Consider the following 15,112-nt stretch of genomic DNA (forward strand, 5'->3'; position numbering starts at 1 on the left):
CGTTTTACCCCTGCTTGGGACGGAGTCTCAGGCAGGGGCGTTCCACGAGACGCCATGACAGGATCGCGCCTCCGATTGTGGTGAGGATCGTAAGGATCACGGCGTGGCGGCGACCGAGGCCGTAGCGGGTCTGAAGGTCAGTCGCCATCATCACCAGTGGAAGATGGCACAGATAAAGCCCGTAGCTGTGGGTACTGAGGCTGCGGACCGCCGGGCCGATCAGGGGAGGCAGCGTTTGCAGGCGCATCATTGCGGGCATGCAGAGCGCGTAGCCGAAGCCCACGACATCAAATGATCCCATGGCGCCAAAGCGCGACGGCCAGAGCGCGTTGTCTCCGGTGTTACGCCACCAGACTGTGAGCACGATGACAGTGCCCAATGCTGCGAGAGAGGTGCTGTAGCGGGTAACTGCGGGCTTGCATCGGTACAGCCAGGCAGCGGCAATGCCCCATGCGATGGAGTCGAAGCGGCAGGGAACAATTTTGCTGGTGACTTCGTTCCAGTTGACGTCCGTGGGGAGAGACAGGCGCCAGCAGAGCGGAACGATAAAGAAAGCCGCCAGAGTGGTTCCGAAGGCCAGCACCGGTTTCAGGCGGCAGGCGAGAAGTGTGAGCAGCAGCACCGGGAAGGCGATATAGAACCACTCTTCTACGCAGAGCGACCATGTGGCGTCGTACCAGTTCGAAACCATGGGCCAACCTAGATTTTGCGTCAGGGTCAGGAACCAGGGCAGCATGCGCCTGGCTTCGTCCCATGTCACGCCGTAGGGGCCGAAATAGGCGAGCGGAATCAGCAGTGCGAACAGCCACGCATAATAGGCCGGAAGGGTTCGCATCCATCGGCGGATGACGAAAATGCTCCAGCCTTTTACTGAGGTTCCGCGTTCCAGCAGATCCAGCATGATGGTGCCAATCAGGAAGCCGCTGAGCACGAAAAATAGCATCACGCCGTAGAAGCCGAGCACCGCCAGATGAAACGGGAGATCCCGGTGCCACCAGGATGAGAACATGATTCCGTCATGGCAGATCAGAACGTCGAGAATGGCGATCGATCGCACCAGATCTGGACCTGCGATTCGCTGACGCAGATTTTCAAAGGATGCGAGCCGTTCAGATGCGTAGGAGGGGTATTCTTGCATGATGTGGCGAAAAATCCGGTTTGGGGCTGCATCGCAGTCTGAGAGCGGTTTTACACTACGGATTTGTCATCAACATCCCGTTTGACGGCGAGGATTGTGGCTCTAAGGTCAGGGATATGACCATGCTCTTTTCTGCCGTTGACGGCACGCCCAATTCGTCCTCCGGGGAGCAGATACCGCCCCGCTGGGACCTGTCCGATCTCTATGTTTCGCCAGAAGATCCGGCTCTGGCGGCGGATTTCGATCGCTGGGCGGGGGAGGCGCGTCGTTTCTGCGAGACGTATAAGGGGCGTCTGGACAGTCTGAGCGGTGCAGAACTCGCGGCGGCCTTTGCGAAGTATGAAGAAATCGAAGAAGGACTCGGGAAGATCGGGTCGTTCTCCAGCCTCGGTTTTGCCGCGCATACGACCGATCCGGTCTGGGGACGGTTTGCGCAGGGTGTGCAGGAGCGGATGACGGAGGTGGCCTCCGATCTGATGTTCTTCACGCTGGAACTGAACCGGATTGCGGACGAGAATCTGGCACGGATCTGCGAAGCACCGGAAATGCGTAAGTGGGGTGCGTATCTGCGGGATCTGCGGATGTACCGGCCCTATCAGCTTTCCGATGAGGTCGAGCAGGTGCTGATGGACAAGTCGGTGACGGGGCGGAATGCCTGGAACCGGCTGTTCGATGAAACGATGGCGACGCTGAGTGTCACGATCGACGGTGAGGAGAAGCCGCTGGGCGATGCGTTTAATCTGCTGACGAACGCGGATCGTGCGAAGCGCGAGGCTGCGGCGCAGCAGATCAGTGCGGTTCTGGGCGAGAACTCGCGTCTGCTGACGATGATTACCAACACGCTCGCCAAGGACAAGGCGATCGGGGACAAGCTGCGCGGCTATCCGCGCCCGACGAGTTCGCGGAACTTAGCGAACATGGTCGAGGACGAGGTTGTCGATGCGCTGGTGGGCGCGGTGGACGAGGCTTATCCGCGTCTGGCGCACCGGTATTATGCGCTCAAGGCGAAGTGGCTCGGGCTGGAGACGCTGGAACACTGGGACCGCAATGCCCCGCTGCCGGGTGTGGAGACGCGCCAGATTGACTGGGAGCAGGGCAAGGAGATCGTGCGGACGGCCTATGCCGGGTTCGATCCGGCTCTGGGCGAGATTGTCCAGAACTTCCTGACCAATCCCTGGATCGATGCAGCCCCTGTTGCGGGGAAGTCTTCAGGTGCGTTCTCCCATTCCTGCGTGCCGTCCGTGCATCCGTATATTCTGATGAACTATCGCGGGCAGCCGCGCGATGTGATGACGCTGGCGCATGAACTGGGGCATGGCGTGCATCAAACGCTGGCCGGGAAAAAGCAGGGTTATCTGAACGCCGATACGCCCCTGACGCTGGCCGAGACGGCATCAGTATTTGGCGAAATGCTGACGTTCCAGTCTCTGCTGGATGCAGAAAGCGATCCGAAGCGCCGTCGTCACATGCTGGCGGCGAAGGTCGAGGACATGCTGAACACGGTTGTCCGACAGATCGCATTCTACCAGTTCGAAGTGAAGGTTCATGACGAGCGGGCGAAGGGCGAGCTTTCACCGGAGCGTCTGGGGGAAATCTGGCGGGAGGTTCAGGTGCGGAGTCTGGGTCCCGTGTTCCACTTCACACCGGATTATGACCTGTACTGGTCTTACATTCCGCATTTCGTGCATTCCCCGTTCTATGTTTATGCGTATGCTTTCGGAGACTGCTTGGTGAATGCGCTTTATGGCGTTTATCAGGAAAAACCTGAGGGTTTTGCTGCGAAATACCGCACCATGCTCGAAGCAGGGGGGACGCTGCGGCACAAGGAACTGCTTGCGCCGTTCGGACTTGATGCGACAGATCCGGGTTTCTGGCGTAAAGGACTGGATGTGATCTCGGGGCTGATTGATCAGCTCGAGCAGGAGGACTGAGGAGCATCATGGCGAGGGATCTCGACAACACCGGCCTTATGGGAGAACTGCGTCGCATGGCGCGGACTTCCGGCGCGGTCGGCGGTATTGCGGCGCGGATGGCGGGCAACCGTCTGGGCTTCAAGACGGACAAGGGCGTTCATGCAGAGGGCCTGAAGTCGGCGTTGGGAAACCTCAAAGGGCCGCTGATGAAGGCGGCCCAGCTTCTCTCCACCATTCCCGGCGCGCTGCCAGACGAATACGCTGAAGAACTGGCACATTTGCAGTCCAATGCGCCGCCGATGGGCTGGAGCTTCGTGCGCCGTCGCATGCAGGCGGAGCTTGGAGCGGGTTGGGAAAAGCATTTCCGCTCCTTCAGCCATGAAGCCGTCGCGGCAGCTTCGCTCGGACAGGTGCATCGGGCGCGTCTGATCGATGAGCGGGAAGTCGCCTGCAAGTTGCAGTATCCGGACATGCAGGCGGCCGTAGATTCGGATCTGCGGCAGTTCCGGGCCGCACTCGGCATTTACAAGCAGTTTGAGACCACGATCCGGCAGGACGAAGTTTATACCGAACTCGCGGATCGACTGCGCGAGGAACTGGATTACCGGCGGGAAGCAAGCCATCTGCGGCTATATCGGGACATGCTCTCGGAGACGCCCGAGGTCACGGTTCCGGCGCCAGTCGAAGAGATGTCCACCGGGCGGTTGCTGACGATGGATTGGGTGAGTGGCCGGAGTATGCGGGCCGTTCTGGGCGAAAACCTGCCACTGGAAGATCGCAATGCGATGGCCACGGCGCTGTTCAAGGCCTGGTACACCCCAGTCTATCACTACGGTGTCATTCACGGTGACCCGCATATGGGCAATTTCACCGTGCGTGACGATTATGGTCTGAACCTGCTGGATTTCGGGGCCGTCCGGATTTTCTCGCCGCGATTTGTGGAAGGGATCATCGATCTCTTCAAGGCACTGCGGGAGAACAACGAGGAACTCGCCTTCCATGCCTACAGCAAGTGGGGCTTCGTCGGGATCTCGCGTGAGACGGCGGGTATTCTGAATGAATGGGCACGGTTCTTCTATCGTCCGCTGATGACGGACCGCGTGTGCTCCATGCAGGAAAGTAACGATCCCGCGGAAGCACGTCAGGTTCTGGAGAAGGTCTATGACGGACTCAAGCGCACCGGCGGTGTGAAGCTGCCGCGTGAATTCGTGCTGATGGACCGCTCTGCGATCGGGCTTGGCAGTGCATTCCTGCGTCTGGAAGCACGACTGAACTGGCACAATATGTTCGAGGAACTGATCGAGGGATTCGATGTGACTATTCTGGCGGCGCGTCAGAAAGAGGCTCTGGAGAAGGCGAAGGTGCCGCCGGCGCTGTCGTCACTCTGAAGGGTTCAGTCGCAAAAAAGGCGCTTCCTGCAAAGGAAGCGCCCTTTTTGTTTCTGGGTTGCGAGTACCGGTTCAGAACTGGGCTGCAATCGTTCCGAAGAATTCGCGCGGTGCTGCGGCAAACAGATTTGCGTTGTCATCGCCAGCAACCGAAGCTGCGCCATAGACGCCACCGATATAGTTCTGATTGTAGAGGTTGGTGACCCCAAAGGACGTCTTCAGGCTCTGGGCAAAGCCGACCTTGCCGAAATCGTAAGCAACATTGAGGTTTGACGTCCAGTAGGCAGGAATCTGCTCATCATTGGTATAGGTCATCTGGCGTGCGCTTGTGTATGTGGTGTTGAAGTTAAATGTTGCACGATGCCAAGTATAGCTCACGTCAGCCTTGTACATGAATTTTGGATAATAGACCTGCTGCTTGCCCTTGATGCTGACATAACCGCCATTATAGGGAAGATGCGTATCTTCATAGGTCGCATCATTCCAGCTGAAGCTGTTGGTGATGGCCAGTCCTGGAAGCGGACGGAACGTCCCCGCGACGTCTGCGCCGTTCATGGTTTCATGTCCCACATTCATGAATGAACTGTAGGTGTTTCCCGTTGAGCCACTGGTGATGGCGGCGAGGCGGTTATAGTAATCTGTATGGTAGAAATCCGCGCTTCCAGAAAAGAAATGGGAGTTGAAGCGGTAGCCAACGACGTAATTCCAGGTCCGCTCCGGGCGCAGCGACTTCTTGTTTTCGTCGAAAACGGTCTGCGCAGGGTTGGATGCGCTTCCGAGACCTGACCAGGCCGATCCGCTGGAACTCTGTGCGGAGTAATCATAAGCGCGCATGTTTTCAGCAATATCGAAATAAACTTCGTGCTGATTGAGGAAGTGGTAGTCGAAGTTGAAATGCGGGAGGAAGGCGTTCGCTGCCGTCAGATTACCGGACGCAGGGTGGCTGTAATAAACACCCCATGAAGAAAGCGAACTCGTATTGTCGACGCTGGTTCCACCATGCGTTGTTTGCAGCAGCGAACGGAAACCTGCTTCAACAGTCATGCCCGGAATGATTCGGTAGGTGTCCTGCAGATAGAACTGAAACGTGTTGGTGTTGAAAGAATCTGCCCACCATGTTGTTCCGTTCTTGAAGTCGGCAATGGAGGAATGCGGAGTATTAACCCCGTCTTCATACATCATCATCGGATAGTTAAAGCGGTCGTTTTCGTACCAGATACCGGTTTTAATGTCGTTGTTATGACCGGCATGGATGTCAAAGTTCTGGACGAAACCCAAACGTCGGACATCGGGGTGCCCGGTTTCCATCGCCATCGGAACTTGTGAGGTCGGGGATGTCAGGAACGGATTGGAGGCACTGTAATCTCCGTTCGAAACATGGGCGTAAGCAATTGTCCTGGATGTAACGTTGGGGAAAAGCTGGAACTCACCCGTAATGGCGGAAAGATAATTCCGCTGTGTCTGGGAGCTGTCATAAGCGTAATCGCCAATTTCATCGTTGGACAGAACTCCTTCAAGTCCCGGAGGTACGCCGCCATTCTGGGCGTAGTAAGCGTATTCTTTGGCGAGGGCATAATTGGGTTTCAGGTAGGTCGTATTGCGCCCCATCTTCTGCCACATGTTCTTGGTCAGGCTGAGATAGTTATATTGTTCGAAGTTCGAATAGTCGAAAACGGCTGTGATTTTGCCGCGATCACCAACGGGCTGGACCAGTTTAAAGTTAGCCTGCTGTTCCTGCTGATCGCCATAGCCCTTCCAGAGATCCTGATCGGTGCGGGCGTAGGCAGCATAAAATTTTGTGCCGCTGGAATTCAGCTTGCCACTATCCACACGGCCGAAAGTTCTGAAGCCGTTATAACTGCCGAAAAGCTGGCTGATCTGGCCGCCCGCCTTGTCGGAAGGATCTGCAGAGGTGAAGGTGATGGCACCGCCAAGCGTCTGGGCTGATGGAGTGTCCAGTGCGCCTGCGCCCTGCGACATGGTCAGGCTGGTGATGTTTTCCTGAATTTCCATCTGGTCGACACCGAGGCCGTTCCAGTTGTGGAAGCCCTGTCTGCCCATCGGGATCCCGTCCAGAGAGACGCCGAGCTGTGTTTGGTTGAAGCCTCGGACGTAGAGAGTGTTGGCGACTGTATCGAGTCCGAAAGCATCATCGGAGGCGAAGTTTGCGCCAGGCGTCGTAAGGGCGAGGATCTGCATCGGGCTTGTGCCAGCCACGAAATGATCCATCGTTTCTCGTGTGACAACTTCTACCGCACTGTGGGAGCCTCTGCGCCGCGCATGAACCGTCATGTCTTCAGTGCCGGATGCCACTGTTGAATGTTTGTGTGCGGGGAGTGCACGGTGTGCGGATGCTGTGGTCCTGGCTTGGTTAGCATGATGTGAATGCGTTTTGTGCGTGGCGCTGGCGGCCCGCGTCGGGCTGACCAGAAGGCCGATCAATGCGACACCGGATAAAAGATATCGTCCCAAGGCTGACTGCACGAGCGAGTTCCAGTTTCTGTTCATAAAATTCTGGAATTCACGCTATGTCATGGAATTGAAACATTGCAACATTATTATTAAACAATAAGTCATAATCTATGCTGGCTTGGCAAATGCGCCACATATGAAACGAATTATTGCGGGAAAGGGATTGAAAGGGGGTTGATAAATAAAAAATAGATCCAAAGATAATAAATCATTTTATTTACTTGTAATAATTTATATTATTGGCTTTTAATTAATGTTGTTTGCCAATTTTAAAAATACCGATCAGAAAATTGCCCGTTTTTGACGGTTTCTAAGATCTGACCCGATGGCAAGTCGGGTCTGATCATGACTTTGCGAAATATACCGGGCCAGAGTTGTGAGGAGCGTCAGAAGATTTCTTTGATGAGGTCGTTGCCGATGCTGAATCCTGCGCCAGCCTCGACAGAGCGGGCGAAGCCGGAATTGAGGATGTCAGAGACGAAATTATTGTCGGGAAGGGCCTGAACGGGCTGCACGGGGATCTGCTGTGTCGGGGCCTGATAGACGGCTTGTGCGCCGTAGTCGGGCTGGGCGTTGGATAGTGCTGCGTGAAGCTGTTGCAGAAGGTTCGTGACCTGCTGTTGTTCGGCCTGAAAAGCGAGGGCGAGTTCGCGCAGATCGAGGGACCATTCCCGAGCCTGCATGTCGCCGCTCTGGACAGCAGCCTGCATCTTGGAGCCGAGAGCCTGAAGCGCCTGCGCGGTTTGCTGGGCCTGCTGCTGGAGCTGGATGTAGGTCTGCTCGATCGTCTGAACGTCCATGACGGTTTTCCTTCAAAGAGACAGGGGTGTTGATACCCTCGGGCGGCGAGTCTCTCCATCCCTTTCAGCAATAAAATGTCATAAAGATATGCGGGCGGAATGTTGTCCGGCAGGGTGTGTGGGCAGATGCCTCTTGTCCTGTGTCGCGCGGTTTCCCATCTTGCGATGATGGCCAAAAAACCAACATCTTCCGTTCGCAACGCCGCATCCATGCCTCTGACGCAGTTTCTCCCCGAGAGGCAGCCCGTCAAACCCAAGACGCGCAAACTCGTCGTCAAGTCGGACTATGATCCGGCGGGCGATCAGCCGACGGCGATTGCGGAGCTTGTGAAGGGTGTCGAAGGCGGCGAGCGGGATCAGGTCCTGCTGGGTGTGACCGGCTCGGGCAAGACGTTCAGCATGGCGAAAGTCATTGAGGCAACGCAGAAGCCGACTCTCATTCTGGCCCCCAATAAAACCCTGGCGGCGCAGCTTTACGGGGAGATGAAGCAGTTCTTTCCGGATAATGCGGTCGAGTATTTCGTGTCGTACTACGATTACTACCAGCCGGAGGCCTACGTGCCACGGTCGGATACGTATATCGAGAAGGACAGCCAGATTAACGAACAGATCGACCGAATGCGCCATGCCGCCACGCAGGCACTGCTGGAGCGCAATGACGTCATCATTGTGGCGTCCGTTTCCTGCATTTATGGTATCGGTTCGGTCGAAACGTATTCGAAGATGGTGGTGCGGCTTGAAGTAGGTGGCTCCATCGACCGCGAGCGGCTGATCAAGGCGCTGGTGGAGCTGCAGTACCGTCGCAATGACGCAGCATTCGAGCGCGGGACGTTCCGTGTGCGCGGCGAGCAGATCGACATCTTTCCGGTGCAGAATGAGGACCGGGCCTGGCGCGTGTCGCTGTTTGGCGATGAGATCGACCAGATCGTGGAGTTCGATCCACTGACGGGAAACAAGACGGCGGATCTGGCGGAAATCAGCGTCTATGCGAACTCGCATTACGTGACGCCGCGTCCGACGCTCAATCAGGCGATGATCGGGATCAAAAATGAACTTCGCGGGCGCCTCCAGCAGTTCACCGAGGATGGAAAGCTGCTGGAGGCGGAGCGTCTGTCGCAGCGGACCACCTTCGATCTGGAAATGATTGAGACGACCGGAGCGTGCAAGGGGATCGAGAACTACTCCCGCTACCTGTCCGGGCGTGGTCCGGGAGATCCGCCGCCGACTCTGTTCGAATATCTGCCAGAAGATGCGCTGCTGATCGTGGATGAGAGCCATGTCACGGTGCCGCAGATTGGTGGCATGGAGCGTGGAGACAGGGCGCGGAAAAGCGTGCTGTCGGATTACGGGTTCCGTCTTCCGTCCTGTATCGACAACCGTCCGCTGGCGTTCGGGGAGTGGAATGCGTTCAGGCCGCAGTCGATTTTCGTCTCTGCGACGCCGGGACCGTGGGAGATGGAGCAGACAGGCGGTGTGTTTGCCGAGCAGATCATCCGTCCGACGGGGCTGATTGACCCGGTAACGGATGTGCGTCCGGTCGAAGGGCAGGTCGATGATCTGCTGCATGAGTGCCGGGACGCGATCAGCAAGGGCGGACGTGTGCTTGTCACGACTCTGACCAAGCGGATGTCAGAAGATCTGACGGATTATCTGGGCGAAGCGGGCATCAAGGTCCGGTATCTGCACTCAGATGTGGATACGCTGGAGCGGATCGAGATCATCCGCGATCTGCGACTGGGGGCCTTTGACGTGCTGGTGGGGATTAACCTGCTGCGTGAGGGATTGGATATTCCGGAATGTTCGGTCGTGGCTATTCTGGATGCGGACAAGGAAGGATTCCTGCGTTCCAAGACGTCGCTGATCCAGACGATCGGGCGTGCGGCGCGTAACGTCGATGGCCGTGTGTTGCTGTATGCGGACAAGATGACGGACAGTCTGAAATACGCGATCGAAGAGACGGCGCGGCGTCGGGCCAAGCAGACGGAATGGAACGAGGCGCACGGAATTACGCCGATGACAGTGCGGTCGAAGATCGGCGATGCGTTGTCGTCGGTATTCGAGCAGGATTATGTGACGGTCGCGCCGGACGGCTCTGGGGATACGGAACAGTTCGTCGGTAAATCGCTCCCCGCGACTATTCAGGATCTGGAAAAGCGGATGCGGGAGGCCGCCGCCAATCTGGACTTCGAACAGGCCGCCCGACTGCGCGACGAGGTCAAGCGGCTTGAGGCGATCGATATGGGGCTGGAGCCGCCACCGATTGCCAACTCGACCGCCGGACGTCCGGGTGCGAGAAAGGCTCCGAAGACGCCCGTGCCTTTGGGGCCGGGTGGGGGCGGGTATGATCCGGCCAAGAAAAAACGCGGTCGGGGAGGCCGCTGAGATGGCTGAGAAGACGCCGCTGTCGCATTACCTGTCGCCGAAAGGGGCGGCTGTGATGCGGGCCGAACTGAAGGAACTCGCGCAGAAGGAACGGCCGCGCATTGTGGAGATCGTGTCCTGGGCGGCCAGCAATGGCGACCGTTCGGAGAACGCGGACTATCAGTACGGCAAGCGCCGACTGCGGGAAATTGACCGGCGGATGCGGTTTCTGGGCAAGCGTCTGGAAAACGCGGTGATCGTCGATCCCGCCGGGCAGACCACGCGGGACCGGGTGTTTTTCGGCGCGACCGTGACCTATGTGGACGAAGATGACGTCGAACACACGGTGACGATCCTCGGCGTGGACGAGTCCGATCTGGCGCGTGGCGAGGTCAGTCTGGTCTCGCCGGTGGCGCGGGCGCTGATGAGAACGCGGGTCGGGGACGTGGCGATGTTACAGACGCCGGGCGGGCCGGTCGAGATCGAAATCCTGAAGATCGCCTATCCCGTGGCGGTAGCGGCCTGACGTTTGAACGTGCGGCAGGGGCGTGGCTTTGAAAAAGTACAACCTGCGTTTACACAGACTATTCCACTCCCATTTCCCCGGACCGGAGTTTCCTGATGTCCCGTTCTCTTCGCGTTGCTGTTCAGATGGATCCTCTGGAGTCCGTTAATATTGACGGCGACTCCACGTTTGCGATGATGCTTGAGGCTCAGACGCGCGGTTATGAGCTGTGGGTCTATCCTGTGACGACGCTGAGCCTCGTTGAAGGGCAGGGACGCGGCGGCCGTGTGCAAGCGCGGGCGCGCCGGGTCGAGGTGCGGCGCGAGCGCGGCAATCATGCAACGTTCGGTGAAGAGCAGGTTCTGGATCTGGGGCAGACGGATGTGATCCTGATGCGTCAGGACCCGCCGTTCGACATGGGTTACATCACGGCCACGCATATGCTGGAGCATGTGCACGGTGTGGGTGAGGGACGCTCGCTCGTGGTGAACGATCCGGTGGCGGTGCGGAACGCGCCGGAAAAGCTGCTGGTGACGCATTTCCCGCACCTGATGCCTCCGACGCTTGTAACGTGGGATACGCGCGAAATTCTGGCGTTCCGGGAAAAATATCACGACCTGATCGTCAAGCCACTCTTCGGCAATGGTGGAGCCGGAATATTCCGGATTAAGCCGGATGATGAGAATCTGGGTGCGCTGCTGGAGATGCATTTCGCACGTTCGCGTGAACCGCTCATGATCCAGCGTTATGAGCCGGCCGTGCGTCAGGGGGACAAGCGTATCATTCTGGTGGATGGCGAGCCAATCGGTGCGATCAACCGGGTTCCCGCAACGGGAGAAGCACGTTCGAACATGCATGTCGGCGGTCGGGCCATGAGTGTTGAGCTGACGGCCCGCGACCGGGAAATCTGTGAGTCGATCGGACCATATCTGCGCGAACACGGGCTGATTTTTACCGGGATCGACGTGATCGGGAACTGGCTGACGGAAATCAACGTCACGTCACCAACGGGCCTGCAGGAGCTGGACCGTTTTGACGGCATCAACAGCGCGGGGCTGATCTGGGATGCAATCGAAGGGCGCGTTCTGGCGTCAGAGTGATCTGCGATCAGGAAAAGAAAAGGCTAACGCTGCCGACTATCTTCTGAATTCGACGTGTAGGTGAGGGACATTCGGGGTTCATCGGGCAGGGTTTCCTCTATTTTGGCGTCGCTGTCCCGACCGAAACGATTACCGAACCAGTCCCTAAGCTGCACGCGGAAATACAGGAAATAGATGGTGCCCCAAATCACGAAAGTGAGCGCCACAATACAATAGACCAGCATGTTTGTCCTCCTTGGCCCCGTCGGAAACATGGGCTTGAAACGTCATGCACACTGCGTGTCTTGCCAGATGCCTATCGGGGAGGGCAAGAAGGTGCGAATTGAACATGTTCTGGATAGCTCTGGCCTGCGAAGGTCGGGCGGACAAAGAAGGTCGTATATCACAATGTCCTCAACCCTTTCCCCGCGTTCGGCACTGGACGCGGAAGCCGTCAAAACGGCTTATCGTCGTTGGGCCCGTGTTTATGATACTGTTTTCGGCGGTATTTCGGGTTACGGGCGTAAAAGAGCAGTGGCTGCGGTCAATGCTCTGCCAGGAGAGAGGGTTCTGGAAGTCGGTGTTGGAACAGGGCTGGCCCTGCCTGCCTATTCCCAGAGCAAACGCATTACGGGAATCGATCTCTCCGAAGACATGCTGGAGCGTGCGCGGATGCGGGTGCTTCAGGAGCATCTGACGAATGTGGACGATCTGCTGGAAATGGACGCGGAAGCCACGACGTTTGAAGATGACAGCTTCGATATTGCGGTAGCGATGTTTGTGGCATCGGTCGTCCCGCACCCCGACCGGCTGCTGGCTGAACTCAAGCGCGTCGTGAAGCCGGGCGGGCATATCCTGTTCGTGAATCATTTTCTGGCGACTGGCGGCGTGCGTCTGTCGGTAGAGCGTGGCATGGCCCGGGCGTCCCGCTCCCTGGGCTGGCATCCGGATTTCGCAATTGAGTCGCTTTTGCCGCCGGAAGACCTGCGTCGTGCGACGCTGATGCCGGTTCCGCCTGCGGGACTGTTTACACTCGTGACATTGCCGCAATGCGAGAGTAAAAGCGACGCAGCAGCCCTGGTCGCCTGATCGGCGTTTGGTTCCGCACGTGTGTCGGCGCCGAGTATTCCGACGCTCGCTGCGGTATTCCTAAGTTCAGGGACCGACTACGCGATCATGACTTATCAGGCCGTCGATACTGCTCCGGATACTGCCTCGGCCCGTTCCAGCTGCCGAGTCGGGACATCCTTCATTCTGCTGGCCCTGTTTGCGGGCCTGCTGGGTGGGTCGCTGGCCCTGCCAATTCTCCAGACACATCCCACAAGTGGACAGGCCTTCTGCCACGGTATTCTCATGACGTTCTTCGTCATGTGTCCTGCCGCGCTGGGCGGGTTCGGGCAGTGGCTATTGCCGGCAGCGCTCGGGACTGACCGGACGGTACTTCGCGGACTGACGCTGGCGGGGTTCGGTTTTCTTTCGGCAGGTGTTGTCCTTCTGCCCATCCTGCCGTTCGTCGCGATGCTCCTCTGGTCTGCTGGTATTCTGGCCGTAGCGACTGACGTGATTACCACCTGTCTTGAAGGACGGACCTGCCGTTTCAGGGACATGGCACCTTTGGCATGGTCGCTGCTCGCAACGGCATGCAGTGTCGTTCTGGTGGCGCCGGTTCTGGCGGCTGTCGTGACGCGCGGCATGATGGACGGACTGACCACCGACGCCCTCATCGCAACGCTCCATCTGCCTGAAATGGCACTGATGCTGACCCCAGCACTCGGGCTGGTCGCGTCGGCCCTTCTGTCACGTTCTGCCCGTGGCGGGGCATCCTGGACGGTTGCGCCTTATGTGTTTGGCGTGATGGGGATTGGTGGCCCGCTGTTCTGGATGGACGGACTGTATGGCTCTTTGGCATCCGAGGTAGGGGCCAGTCTTATGTTGGTGACGCAGATTGTGCCGTCGGTGGTGCTGATCGGGGCACTGTGCCGGGATGTGTGGCAGCAGAAGCGCGATCTGGATGGAACTGCGCTGTGGGCGATTGGCAGCATTCTTCTGTTTGCGGCGGGATGGCTGTCTGATGCTCTGCCGGGCCATTCAGGCGACCATACGGCCGTGGCATTTGGTGGGATCATGGCGCTGTGTGGCGGGTTCTATGCCTGGGTTGAGAGGCTTCTCCCCGGTCGTATTCCTTCTTTGCTGAGTCGGGTCCATGCGGGTCTCATGCTGGTGGGAGCGTTCTGTTCGATCGTGCCGGTCGTGATGATCTATGGTGAGATTCTGATGGGTGTCAGTCTGCTGGTCTTTGGGCTGGTGGGACTGTTCCTGTTGAGGGAGACCGGGCGTGCCCGGGTCTCGGCATGAGTGATACGACAACACCTCTGGCCCCTTCGGGGGTTTTTTCCGTTCCGGGGAAGGATAATGATCCGTCCCTGCGTGAATGGCTGGCGCTGCTCAAGCCGCGGGTGATTTCGCTGGTGGTGTTTACCGGTGCTGCGGGCATGGCCGTGGCGCCGCACTGGCCGTCCATTCCCATCGGATTGATTACCATCCTGTGCATCTGCATCGGGGCAGGGGCCGCAGGGGCCATCAACATGTGGTATGACCGCGACATCGACGCGATCATGAAGCGGACGGTGGTACGGCCTATTCCTGACGGGCGTATGCCGGAACAGGCGGCGCTGGTTTATGGCGTCGTCCTGTCGGTATTGTCTGTGGTTGTGCTCTGGCTGGCGACGAATGCACTGGCAGCCGGAATTCTGGCGTTCTCGATTTTCTTCTACAGCGTCATCTACACGATGTGGCTCAAGCGTAGCACGCCGCAGAACATCGTAATCGGCGGTGCTGCGGGCGCCTTTCCGCCAATGATCGGCTGGGCTGCGAGCATGAATTCGATGGCAGTTCTGCCTGTGGCGATGTTTGCGATCGTGTTCCTGTGGACGCCACCACACTTCTGGTCGCTGTCGCTGTATGCCTGCAAGGATTACGACAAGGCTGGCATTCCGATGCTGCCGGTCGTGAAGGGTGCGCGTCATACACGATGGCAGATCCTGATCTATACGTTCATTCTTACGGCGGTATCACTGGTGCCGACGTTCGTTCATGAAGTCGGGCTGACCTATACAATCGTGACCAGTCTGCTGGATCTGGGCTTCATTCTTTGCGCGTTCCGGGTGCTGATGGACAAGCAGGATGCAGAGGGTGTGAGCCTGACAAAAGACAAGCCAGCGCGCATCGCATTCCGTTACTCGCTGGCCTATTTGTTTTTGCTGTTCTGCGGACTTCTTGTTGACCGGGTTCTAATCGGATGACCATGACGACGGATGTTGATCTTGCCCGCAAGAGACGGTTGAGCCGGATTACGGGAATTGTCAGCGGTGTGGTGCTGCTGGCCGTAATTTTTTATGTGATTACGCTGACGCGGCTTTAAGAATCGTTCAGACAATAAAAAAGGCCCGGGGAAAA

The 15,112-nt window shown here is 57.8% G+C and carries 12 protein-coding genes; 8 read left to right on the forward strand and 4 right to left on the reverse strand.

What is annotated here, in order from left to right; genetic code table 11:
- Positions 1-4: 4 nt before the first annotated feature.
- Entirely contained in the window at positions 5-1,138 is a 1,134-nt protein-coding gene (locus tag HKD21_RS04470) for an acyltransferase family protein (protein ID WP_194254388.1), read from the reverse strand.
- A 122-nt stretch (positions 1,139-1,260) separates the two neighbouring features.
- Between HKD21_RS04470 and HKD21_RS04475 the strand changes: the two genes are divergently transcribed.
- Positions 1,261-3,069, forward strand: coding sequence for a M3 family oligoendopeptidase (locus HKD21_RS04475; RefSeq protein WP_194254389.1), 1,809 nt, complete (start codon positions 1,261-1,263; stop codon positions 3,067-3,069).
- Positions 3,070-3,077: 8 nt separating this feature from the next.
- Positions 3,078-4,439: an ABC1 kinase family protein gene (locus HKD21_RS04480; protein ID WP_194254390.1), complete on the forward strand. Its 1,362-nt coding sequence runs from the start codon at positions 3,078-3,080 to the stop codon at positions 4,437-4,439.
- Positions 4,440-4,511: 72 nt separating this feature from the next.
- Here HKD21_RS04480 and HKD21_RS04485 read toward each other — a convergent pair whose 3' ends face one another.
- Both HKD21_RS04485 and HKD21_RS04490 read right to left on the reverse strand, forming a co-directional pair.
- The gene (locus tag HKD21_RS04485; RefSeq protein ID WP_228120995.1) at positions 4,512-6,731 is read right to left on the reverse strand and encodes a TonB-dependent receptor family protein; all 2,220 of its coding nucleotides are present in this window, start codon (positions 6,729-6,731) and stop codon (positions 4,512-4,514) included.
- A 566-nt stretch (positions 6,732-7,297) separates the two neighbouring features.
- The gene (locus tag HKD21_RS04490) at positions 7,298-7,711 is read right to left on the reverse strand and encodes a hypothetical protein (protein ID WP_194254391.1); all 414 of its coding nucleotides are present in this window, start codon (positions 7,709-7,711) and stop codon (positions 7,298-7,300) included.
- Positions 7,712-7,879: 168 nt separating this feature from the next.
- Between HKD21_RS04490 and uvrB the strand changes: the two genes are divergently transcribed.
- The 3 genes from uvrB (at position 7,880) to gshB (ending at position 11,677) form a co-directional block, all read left to right on the forward strand.
- Entirely contained in the window at positions 7,880-10,093 is a 2,214-nt protein-coding gene (uvrB, locus tag HKD21_RS04495; RefSeq protein ID WP_288144818.1) for an excinuclease ABC subunit UvrB, read from the forward strand.
- Position 10,094: 1 nt separating this feature from the next.
- Positions 10,095-10,598: a transcription elongation factor GreB gene (greB, locus tag HKD21_RS04500; RefSeq protein ID WP_194254488.1), complete on the forward strand. Its 504-nt coding sequence runs from the start codon at positions 10,095-10,097 to the stop codon at positions 10,596-10,598.
- Positions 10,599-10,693: 95 nt separating this feature from the next.
- Complete coding sequence (gene gshB / locus HKD21_RS04505; protein ID WP_194254392.1) at positions 10,694-11,677, forward strand: glutathione synthase; 984 nt, start codon at positions 10,694-10,696, stop codon at positions 11,675-11,677.
- A gap of 23 nt (positions 11,678-11,700) precedes the next feature.
- Here gshB and HKD21_RS04510 read toward each other — a convergent pair whose 3' ends face one another.
- The gene (locus HKD21_RS04510; RefSeq protein ID WP_194254393.1) at positions 11,701-11,901 is read right to left on the reverse strand and encodes a hypothetical protein; all 201 of its coding nucleotides are present in this window, start codon (positions 11,899-11,901) and stop codon (positions 11,701-11,703) included.
- Positions 11,902-12,064: 163 nt separating this feature from the next.
- Here HKD21_RS04510 and HKD21_RS04515 point away from each other — a divergent pair, with 163 nt between their 5' ends.
- From HKD21_RS04515 to HKD21_RS04525, 3 genes are all read left to right on the forward strand, one after another.
- Positions 12,065-12,745, forward strand: coding sequence for a class I SAM-dependent methyltransferase (locus HKD21_RS04515; RefSeq protein WP_194254394.1), 681 nt, complete (start codon positions 12,065-12,067; stop codon positions 12,743-12,745).
- An 87-nt stretch (positions 12,746-12,832) separates the two neighbouring features.
- Complete coding sequence (locus tag HKD21_RS04520) at positions 12,833-14,011, forward strand: cbb3-type cytochrome c oxidase subunit I (RefSeq protein WP_194254395.1); 1,179 nt, start codon at positions 12,833-12,835, stop codon at positions 14,009-14,011.
- The gene (locus HKD21_RS04525) at positions 14,008-14,958 is read left to right on the forward strand and encodes a heme o synthase (protein WP_194254396.1); all 951 of its coding nucleotides are present in this window, start codon (positions 14,008-14,010) and stop codon (positions 14,956-14,958) included. Before HKD21_RS04520 ends, HKD21_RS04525 begins: the two co-directional genes overlap by 4 nt.
- Positions 14,959-15,112: the final 154 nt, after the last annotated feature.

The sequence above is a fragment of the Gluconobacter cerevisiae genome (genome assembly GCF_015244675.1).
In the GTDB taxonomy this organism is placed as follows: domain Bacteria; phylum Pseudomonadota; class Alphaproteobacteria; order Acetobacterales; family Acetobacteraceae; genus Gluconobacter; species Gluconobacter cerevisiae.

Bases quoted from the DNA above. Each gene is read 5' to 3' on its own strand.
- HKD21_RS04520 (WP_194254395.1), top strand. From the start codon at position 12,833: ATGACTTATCAGGCCGTCGATACTGCTCCGGATACTGCCTCGGCCCGT.
- HKD21_RS04510 (WP_194254393.1), bottom strand. From the start codon at position 11,901: ATGCTGGTCTATTGTATTGTGGCGCTCACTTTCGTGATTTGGGGCACC.
- HKD21_RS04515 (WP_194254394.1), top strand. From the start codon at position 12,065: ATGTCCTCAACCCTTTCCCCGCGTTCGGCACTGGACGCGGAAGCCGTC.
- HKD21_RS04485 (WP_228120995.1), bottom strand. From the start codon at position 6,731: ATGACGGTTCATGCGCGGCGCAGAGGCTCCCACAGTGCGGTAGAAGTT.
- HKD21_RS04480 (WP_194254390.1), top strand. From the start codon at position 3,078: ATGGCGAGGGATCTCGACAACACCGGCCTTATGGGAGAACTGCGTCGC.
- HKD21_RS04525 (WP_194254396.1), top strand. From the start codon at position 14,008: ATGAGTGATACGACAACACCTCTGGCCCCTTCGGGGGTTTTTTCCGTT.
- HKD21_RS04470 (WP_194254388.1), bottom strand. From the start codon at position 1,138: ATGCAAGAATACCCCTCCTACGCATCTGAACGGCTCGCATCCTTTGAA.
- uvrB (WP_288144818.1), top strand. From the start codon at position 7,880: ATGGCCAAAAAACCAACATCTTCCGTTCGCAACGCCGCATCCATGCCT.
- gshB (WP_194254392.1), top strand. From the start codon at position 10,694: ATGTCCCGTTCTCTTCGCGTTGCTGTTCAGATGGATCCTCTGGAGTCC.
- greB (WP_194254488.1), top strand. From the start codon at position 10,095: ATGGCTGAGAAGACGCCGCTGTCGCATTACCTGTCGCCGAAAGGGGCG.
- HKD21_RS04490 (WP_194254391.1), bottom strand. From the start codon at position 7,711: ATGGACGTTCAGACGATCGAGCAGACCTACATCCAGCTCCAGCAGCAG.
- HKD21_RS04475 (WP_194254389.1), top strand. From the start codon at position 1,261: ATGCTCTTTTCTGCCGTTGACGGCACGCCCAATTCGTCCTCCGGGGAG.